Source organism: Streptomyces sp. MUM 203J (assembly GCF_022414595.1).
GTDB lineage: Bacteria > Actinomycetota > Actinomycetes > Streptomycetales > Streptomycetaceae > Streptomyces.
Window position 1 is genome coordinate 42,138 of the sequence record NZ_JADWYO010000047.1, and the last position, 8,052, is coordinate 50,189.

Sequence of the window (8,052 nt, forward strand, 5' to 3'; positions counted from 1 at the left end):
GTCAGCCGACCTTCGCGGCGGCGAGCGAGGTGACGGCGACGGCGCGGAAGCTGATGCCGTGGCGCTTCTGGCCGTTGAACTCGTTCTCCCACGGCCGGGCGACGACGCCGGTCAGGGCGACCGGGGTGCCCATGGACAGCTCCTCGGAGATGCCGGTCTTGGGCACAGTCAGGTTGAGGATCTCGGCGTTGCCGTCCATCACGAACATGACGTCGACCGTCATCAGCGGGGCACCGGTGTCCCGGTCGGTGGCGATCTCGCCGGTCTGGCGGTTGGCGATCTTCGGGGCCGGGGGCTGGGCCACCATCACCATCGCGGCGGAGGTGTCGACGGGGATCTGACGCACAGTGGATCGCTCCTCTATAGAGGCTGGACTCATCCACTCCTGTATAGGAGTGACATGAAGAAGAGTGCATCACTCCTATATATGAGTCAACCCGCCACGGAAAGAATCCGCAGCGGGTTGAGGGGAGTTGAGCGAGCGTCAGTCGGTCGCGGGGATCCGGTACTGGAAGACGAACTGGTCAGCGGCCATGAGGGTGTCGCAGACCTCCACGACGCGACCCTTCGTAGTCACCGCGTCCCGCACCAGCTGAATCACGGGGGCGCCAGGGCTCAGAGCCAACTCGGACGCCTCCGCCTTCGCGGCTGGCCGAGCCTGAAGGGTCTCCACGAACTCGGCGAAGCTGTGGCCGTGGTCTTCGAGCCGGGCGTAGATGCCACCGGGGCCGGGGTTCTCGGCGAACAGCTCGGGGATGTCCTTCACCACGTCCCATGGCAGGTACGACGAGGCGGTCTCCACGGGCGTCCCGTTCCGGAAGTACAGCCGCCGCCGCGCAAGCACCTGCGTCCCCACGTCGACACCAAGCCGCTCAGCGATGTCCGCCGGCGCCTCCATAGGCCCGATGAAGAGGACGCTCACCTTGGCCGTGGCACCGGACTGCTCGGACTCGGCGAGGTAGGCAGCCTTGCCGCCCCGCCGATGAGAAGCGCGGAACCGATCCGAAGACCGAAGCCGTACGGGAGGCCGGTCCTTCACGATCGAGCCCTTGCCGTGACGGGTCTCGACGAGCCCGCTGGCCCGAACCTCGACCATGGCCTTCCGAATAGTCCCCCCAGCAACCCCGTACCGCTCGACGAGCTCTGACTCACTCGGAACCATGTCGCCGGCCTTGAGGACGCCGGAGCGGATCTGCTGGACAATCTCGTCCGCGATCTGCACGTACCGAGGTACGGCCCTGCCAGCTCCTGCTGGAGTTCCCACAGTCCTACCCACTCTCATATGCTCCTGTACATGAGTAACGGGAGCGCGGGAACAAAGTCAACGCCACTCCACTCGGTGTCCGTGGCCGGAGCGGTAGTGCGCGAAGACGGCCGCCTCCTGGCCATCCGTCGAGCGGACAACGGCACATGGGAACTCCCGGGCGGAGTCCTCGAACTCACCGAGGCACCGGAAGCGGGCGTAGCCCGCGAAGTCCTGGAGGAGACGGGCATCCACGTCGAGGTGGACGAGCTGACCGGCGTCTACAAGAACACCACCCGCGGCATCGTCGCCCTGGTCTTCCGCTGCAAGCCCTCCGGCGGCACCGAGCGAACCTCAGATGAGTCCACCGCAGTCGACTGGCTGACGCCGGCCGAGGTCGAGGAGCGAATGGCCGAGGTCTACGCGATCCGCCTCCTGGACGCCCTGGACGGAAACGGCCCCCACGTCCGAAGCCACGATGGGCGGCGCCTTCTGGAGAAGTCCGCGTGACGGAGCCGAAGCGGCTGGACAAGTTCGAGAACGTCTACGACTTCCTGCGCCAGGTCCGCCTCCGTCCTGAAGGATGGGTTCGGCACGGTTCCTTGAGCACCTGGGCGCCATGCTCGCCGGCTACAGGGTGGCCATGGCGGTGTACAACTCCGAAGAGGACTTCCCCTTCTGGACTCCAGGAGATGTATCCCCGTTCGACACTTGGCTTGGCCAGCGGAACGGCAGCCTCTCTCCGCCGGGTTGGGCAGTAGAGATCGAGCGCGAAGCCGAAACTGCTAGCACGTCAGGCATTGAGCTGTTCTTCACCTTGCTCGACCAGTTCCAAGCTGAGCGCCAGTAGTCGGCGCGGTAAGACTTTCTCTACTTCATCAAGGCACTCGCCGCGCACGGCGCGGCGCGTGCGGCCCGTCGTCCGGGCCGCCGCTCCTGTCTCCGCCCCGCTCCAGCCCGGCCGCCGTCCCGCACGCCTCCCGGCTCAGGTTGATGGTGGGAGAACCCCTCTGCGGCTGAGGCTGGTCGGTTCCACGGCTTCACCTCCCGCCCAAAGCCGCTCCACTGACCTCTCAAATGCAAGCATCAGGCCCGGTCACCCCGGGCTAGTGAGAGGTGACCTTCCACTCCGCAATACTCGCTCCGTCGCCGTTTGGGGTGTACAGAGCTCGCTCGGGCTTCTGATTGCCAGGTACAGGAAACACCAACTTGCCTCGCACGCAATCGCCAGCTCGAACCTTTGTCTCGGTCGGGAACTCAGGCTTCGGGAAATCTCCCCACGTCAACGACGAAGGTTCTACGCGGCTGCCGTCCTCGTAAGCCAAGGTCCAGTCGGTATGTGAGGACCACACCTCTCCCCTCCCGGTGCACACTTTGATATCGAGTGCGCCCCACACGTAGCTTTGTTCGCCGCTCACCTCCGCAGCTGAGCCAACACTGGAAACGGGCTGACGCCAGCTGGCAACGGTTGTGTCACCAGTGGTTGACATGTCGTCCGTACCCCACTGCGCTGTCTCTCCGATCTCATACACCGAGGGCCCCTCGGGTGTCTCCTCTTCAGTGGGTGTGGGTGTGGGTGTGGCAGGGGCCTTGCTCTGCGTGATCTCCTTGTCGGCCTGCGGCTTGGCGTCTGACACGCTTCCATTGCTGCCACAACCTGTGAGGACGAGGCTGACGGCACTGATGGCTGCGACAGCGATGTTGGTCTGGCGCATAGTTCCCCAAGAACGTGCGGTGGTGTAGTCCTGCACGTCATCGTCGGACACTGGTGGCAGCCATGAAGGGAGAGTGACGGAACAGTTACCTTCTGATTGAGGCTACGGCGATAGATCCATGATGTTGGTGGTCCACTGCCCGACTGCGGTTCGCGGCGACCGGTGATCGGTGGCGGCTGAGGAGGACCGCGCTGGTGCTGGTGGCTGTTCCGGTGCACGTCAGAACGATGCCTCCGGCGGGGGCGCAACGACGCCGGGATGGAGGGGGCGCCGCTTGCGGGTGCGGGCACGTCGTGGCGGGCGCAGGGAGGCTCCCATCCCGCATGCCATCGACCCAGGCAGAGCCGAGCAGACACGAGCCCTGGCGTCCAGGTCGTTCGTCCAGTGGGGCGCTCCACCTGGACGCCAGGACCCGCGCCCGCTCCACATACGTGTGGGTCGACGGCATACGGGATGGGAGCCGGGGTGAGTGGTGGGCAGGGGAAGCGGGGCCGTCCTCGGGCCGTCTGGGGGCCGTTCGGGGGTGCTCAGGGCGGACCAACGGTGACAGACGACGACGGGAGGGCGGGGGAGCGGCAGCAGGTCAGCCCCAGGTAGTGGGCCCAGGAGCACGCGGTTTTCGCCCTGGGGTGGCGGTACGGCAAGATGGGGTGTTTCTCGCCGCGGTGCGGGTGCGGTCTGTCGACGGGGGCGCCACACGCGACCGCGCCTCCCGGCCATGTCGGCAGCACCGCTAGGTCACGGGACCTCGGGGGGTTCCTTCAGTCGATCGAGGTCCAGCAGGTAGCTGTTCCTCCACCTGTCATAGTCGTATGTGCTCCCTTGGATCTCCCGAGCGACCGTCAGCAGTCCGTGGCGCTGCAGCTCCTTGTTGGCCTTGGTCCACGTGTCCGGGGAGAGGCCGTAACGCCGCTGCCTATCCGTCGGGATGTACTGCGGCTCCTCTTGCTTGCCCAATGCCTCTCTGAGGACGAGCAGGAGAGCTACCGCTGTCGGCGTCAGCTCCAAGATCCAGCCCTGCGTCCAGAACTCGGCCGGAATCCCGACATACCGGCCCCGGTTCTCCTTCTGTTCGATGGGGCGGACGTACTCACGCCCATTGCCGGCAGCGCTCAGCAACCTAATCTCTGCGGGGCCTCCCCAGCGTGGCTCCAACTTGATGAAATCGTTCTCGGCAAGCCACTTCAGGTTGCGCTGTACGCGACGATCACCCTTCCGTGGATCAAGGTTCAGCATCCGCGCCCACGCTTTCGGCGTCGGCGGCTTCCTGAGGTTGAAGGGTTCCTTCGTCGCCATCATCGTGATGCACAGATAGAGGCTCAGCCGCACGGATCCGCCCTGGCCCCCCTGGATCATCCGAGCCAGCGGCGGGCGACGGTCTTGCCCCTCCTTAGCGATGACGAAGTCAGGCGGGAAGGGCACGTTCCCGGTCCGCTGTGACTTGCTTGCCACCATCCGTAGTTCGCGCACTGCCGCAGCGCGCGACTCGTCCATTTCCATGATCTTTTGCCTTCTTGCAGGAGAAACAGGGGTGCGGGGGTCCTGGTGTTACGGGGGTGCTGCTGTTCTTCCTTATAGCCTTCCGGTGCAACGGTCAGAGCACTGCTGTACAGAGAAAGATTCAATCTGCCACATCATGCACTAAGCGTCGACACAAATGGCTGTGGAGTCCTGCACTATGGCAAGTCATGCCGTTTGACCTGGAGTTTTGCTCCTGTCAGCCTCTACCTCAGAGGCAGGGGAGGCTCCCTCTAACGACTGTTATGAAGGCGATTGGACTCATATGCGCAACAACGACACGTCTCAGCGTGGGCTGTGGGCAGCGATCATCATGGTTGGTGCCCTGGCGATCGGCTTCGCTGTAACTGGTCTCTTCTGGATCACTGGCACGCAGGTCCCCGGGGCTCTCGGCGCAGGGGGCGCCGCATTCCTGGGCACAGCCACACTTGGCATCACCGTGCGGAGGTTCCTCACCGACTGAGACGGACCAGCGAGTGCCACAAGAGGGCATGCGGGGCGACGGCCGGGTGCCCTCGGCGCTCAACGTTGCTGGCGGGGACGTGGCCTATTCGTGGACGACTTCGTGTCATGCGGTGGCCGACAGTCCCCTGACCGGCAGAGACGTGCTTAGTACACGCGGCCTCCGGAGCCGTGTGCGCGAAGCCCCGGGCTTTGGCCCGGGGCTTCGTGTCGTTGTGGCGCGCGGCTGTTAGCCGAAGGCGCCTGCCGGCAGGTCGGGGACCTCGTTGCTGTCTCCGTGGTCGGAGGTGCCCGGCGTCGGGAGGCGGTGGCCGCGGCTTGCGGCTACGCGGAGTGCGTCTCGCAGGGCGCCGGTGAGGTCTGACGCTACGAGACGGAGTTCTTCCGGGGTCGACGACTCGTCGGCGAGTACCTCATGGGCGTGCTCCAGGAGCTCGGCGGCGATGTCGAGTTGGGCGGCTTCGGTGCGGTCGGCCAAGCGGGACAAGGGGCTGTCGGTGCCGTCGGTGCTCAGGAAGCAGGGCTTGCCGTCGGGGCCCGACCATGGGAGGAGTCGGAGCTCGTTGTGGGGCGTCATCCTTCGGCCCTTCTGTCTTCGGGCGTGTGGTGGGTGGTGAAGACGGCTTCCGCGCGGTCGCCGGGGAGAGCCAGGAGCGCGGCCTCGACGACGCGGCCGGCGGTGTCGGTCGCTACGCGGGTGATCGCCAGAACGGCGAGGGTCGGGCTGATTCGGAGGGTTGCCGCTTCCACCGGGGTGGGGAGGCGAGCGCAGAGTCTCTCCTCGACCTCGGCCAGTGGCGTCGCCACGGTTGTGGGCCAGGTCGACTCGTCGGGTATGACAGCCGGCGCCAGATCGCGAGGGATGTAGACGCGGGACAGGCTGTGCGGCGAGGTTCCGTCGTGACTCAGACACTGGAATTCGGTGAGGGGACTGCCAGCGGGCACCCGCAGCAAGACGGGCAAGTGGCCGCGCGCCCGGATTTTGGTGGTGCGGACGCTGATCTGCAAGCCCGGAGTCGGCAATGTCGGGGCGCCGCCGAGGTACGTGATCCTGCGAAGAGGGGGACGAACGAAGTTGCCCTTGCCATGGACCTTTTCGACGAGGCCTTCGGCCTGGAGGAGCGCGAGGGCGCTCCGCAGGGTCGGCGTGCTAACCGTGTAGCGGGCGGCGAGTTGAGCTTCGGAGGGGAGGCGGTCGCCGGCCTTGATGCGGCCGGTTGAGATCTGGGCCCTGAGGTCATCGGCGATGACGTGACGGCGAGAGGCCACGGCGCTGATCACCAACTCTCTGCATCCTCAGGGCGATGAGCCGGGTTCGGGAGTGCATGGTCAGCAGTTCGCCCGACTCGAAGAGGAGGCGCTTTGCACCGCCCGGAAGTTGGATGAGGTCGGCCACGCGGCACGGCTGGCCGCCAATCTGGATGACGTCGCCCCGCTGGACGTTGGCCGAGGTGATCTCGACGTTGGAGGCCAGCGCGCCGCTCGGCGTCCAGCTCCTCATGGGGTCGCCTCCTTCGGCGCTTTCCGGTCGGCCGCCGGGTGGCAGGGGCAGTTACACGCCTCGTAGATCACGGGGACGCCGACCGGTGCCAGGGAGGGCGAGGACTGCGCGCACTCGTGGTGCGTGCCGATCCGACACGAGCTCGATCGGTAGGGGGCGGCTTTCGCTCGCATCAGTAGACCTCCGGCGGCACAAGGTGCGGCGGCCCTAAGGGGCGCACTCTGGTGCGCCCAACTGCGCGGCAGATACGGTTCAACACGCTGATCAGCTCCTATCGCTGATGGCCAGGTCCCCGGACATCGCCCGTCGCGGGGACCGTTCTGTGTATGGCGGCCCATAAGGTGCGGCCGTTTAAGCTGCTGGCCTGGAGTCCGAATCGATCGGCCTCCGTCACCACTTCCAAGGCCTCCCGCCATGTTTCGGCGGGGAGCGATTCCGGCACCTCCGCTTCGATCCACGTGTGACAGGCGTGCTCCTCCACGCGCGTGGTGAGTCCGAGGGTGGACAACCTGGCGGCGATGTCTTCCGCGCTTGCTGCCGAAGCGGGCACAGGAGAGCCTCCGTCGCCAAGGGATCACGTTGCGTGAAGTTAGTTAACTAGATTAGGGCTAGTGGACTAGATTTTCCATATGCCTGAGCAGCAGCCGCCGTATATCCGCATCGCTGACGAACTCCGGCGGAGGATCGCGGAGCACGAGTGGGAGCCCGGAGACCGGCTCCCCTCGCGTGCCCAGATCGGCCAGGAGTGCGGCGTCGGCGAGAACGTCGTCCGTCGGGCGCAGGAACTGCTGATCTCCCAAGGGGTCCTGGAGGGGCGGACGGGATCCGGAACGTACGTCGCGGAGCCCCGTCAGCGTGTGCGTGTAGTCCGCTCGTCAGCGCGCGAGCAGGGTGGCGGTTCGCCGTTCCGGGCCGACATGAAGGCCTTGGGCAAGCAGGGTGACTGGGAGAGTCGGACCGAGGCCAAGGTTCCGGCGCCGGCGGAGATCGCGGCGCGGCTCGGCATCGCCGAGGGTGACCCGTGCGTCCGAACGGTGTACGAGTTCCTTGCCGACGGTCGGCCCGTGCAGTTGTCGACGAGTTGGGAGCCGTATGACCTCACTGGCGGCACTCTCGTTGTCCTTCCCGAGGGCGGGCCTCACGCCGGGACTGGCGTCGTGAACCGGATGGCCCAGATTGGCGTCACCATCAGCCATGCCGTGGAGCAGCCCGAGCCGCGGCAAGCGACCGCCGAGGAAGCATCGCTCCTCGGGATTACGAAAGCCGCGCTCGTCACACACATTCGGCGGACCTACTACAGCGACCAGGGGCAGCCCGTGGAGACCGCTGACATTGTTGTGCCCGCCGCCCTCTGCGAGATCGTCTACGAGGTTCCGACCAACCGGCACTGACGTCCGTGGCTGGAATCGTCATGCCGGACGCGGGTGACGTCTGTAGGTCGCTCGCTCCAGAGCAACTCCAGTCCAGAGCCACTCTTCCGACCTCGGCTGTACGGTCACCATGTGGACGAAGAACCAGTGATCATCAAACTCACGCGTGACCAGGCGGGTCTGATGCACGATCGGGTGACATCTGAACTGGCTTGCCCTACAGGGCAGGTGGGAAGGATGTCG

The 8,052-nt window shown here is 65.9% G+C and carries 11 protein-coding genes; 4 read left to right on the top strand and 7 right to left on the bottom strand.

All coding sequences use genetic code 11. From position 1 onward, the window contains the following. Position 1: 1 nt before the first annotated feature. Entirely contained in the window at positions 2-346 is a 345-nt protein-coding gene (locus I3F58_RS21545) for a hypothetical protein (protein WP_030688073.1), read from the bottom strand. A gap of 138 nt (positions 347-484) precedes the next feature. Continuing rightward, positions 485-1,282, bottom strand: coding sequence for a GntR family transcriptional regulator (locus I3F58_RS21550; RefSeq protein WP_240110306.1), 798 nt, complete (start codon positions 1,280-1,282; stop codon positions 485-487). Here I3F58_RS21550 and I3F58_RS21555 point away from each other — a divergent pair, their 5' ends adjacent. Beyond that, complete coding sequence (locus I3F58_RS21555; RefSeq protein ID WP_240110307.1) at positions 1,283-1,753, top strand: NUDIX hydrolase; 471 nt, start codon at positions 1,283-1,285, stop codon at positions 1,751-1,753. A 133-nt stretch (positions 1,754-1,886) separates the two neighbouring features. Beyond that, positions 1,887-2,093 (top strand): hypothetical protein, encoded by a 207-nt coding sequence (locus tag I3F58_RS21560; RefSeq protein WP_240110308.1) that lies wholly within the window; start codon positions 1,887-1,889, stop codon positions 2,091-2,093. 1,603 nt (positions 2,094-3,696) lie between these two features. Here the strand turns inward: I3F58_RS21560 and I3F58_RS21565 are convergent. Beyond that, positions 3,697-4,458 carry a hypothetical protein gene (locus I3F58_RS21565; RefSeq protein WP_240110309.1) on the bottom strand — a complete coding sequence of 254 codons (762 nt, stop codon included), beginning with the start codon at positions 4,456-4,458 and terminating at the stop codon, positions 3,697-3,699. A gap of 283 nt (positions 4,459-4,741) precedes the next feature. On the opposite strand from I3F58_RS21565, the gene I3F58_RS21570 reads away from it, so the two are divergent. Beyond that, on the top strand, positions 4,742-4,939 hold the full coding sequence (locus I3F58_RS21570; RefSeq protein WP_240110310.1) for a hypothetical protein: 198 nt from the start codon (positions 4,742-4,744) through the stop codon (positions 4,937-4,939). Between the two features lie 228 nt (positions 4,940-5,167). On the opposite strand, the gene I3F58_RS21575 is transcribed toward I3F58_RS21570, so the two are convergent. The 4 genes from I3F58_RS21575 to I3F58_RS21590 all read right to left on the bottom strand — a co-directional run bounded on the left by I3F58_RS21575 (position 5,168) and on the right by I3F58_RS21590 (position 6,989). Continuing rightward, entirely contained in the window at positions 5,168-5,515 is a 348-nt protein-coding gene (locus I3F58_RS21575; RefSeq protein ID WP_240110311.1) for a hypothetical protein, read from the bottom strand. After that, positions 5,512-6,219, bottom strand: a complete 708-nt coding sequence (locus I3F58_RS21580) for a GntR family transcriptional regulator (RefSeq protein WP_240110317.1) — start codon at positions 6,217-6,219, stop codon at positions 5,512-5,514. The genes I3F58_RS21575 and I3F58_RS21580 overlap by 4 nt, the downstream gene beginning before the upstream one ends. After that, the gene (locus I3F58_RS21585) at positions 6,176-6,439 is read right to left on the bottom strand and encodes a hypothetical protein (protein WP_184929974.1); all 264 of its coding nucleotides are present in this window, start codon (positions 6,437-6,439) and stop codon (positions 6,176-6,178) included. The genes I3F58_RS21580 and I3F58_RS21585 overlap by 44 nt, the downstream gene beginning before the upstream one ends. A 271-nt stretch (positions 6,440-6,710) precedes the next feature. Continuing rightward, positions 6,711-6,989: a hypothetical protein gene (locus tag I3F58_RS21590; protein WP_240110312.1), complete on the bottom strand. Its 279-nt coding sequence runs from the start codon at positions 6,987-6,989 to the stop codon at positions 6,711-6,713. A 79-nt stretch (positions 6,990-7,068) separates the two neighbouring features. Here I3F58_RS21590 and I3F58_RS21595 point away from each other — a divergent pair, with 79 nt between their 5' ends. Continuing rightward, positions 7,069-7,830 carry a GntR family transcriptional regulator gene (locus I3F58_RS21595; RefSeq protein ID WP_240110313.1) on the top strand — a complete coding sequence of 254 codons (762 nt, stop codon included), beginning with the start codon at positions 7,069-7,071 and terminating at the stop codon, positions 7,828-7,830. The last annotated feature ends 222 nt before the right edge of the window (positions 7,831-8,052 follow it).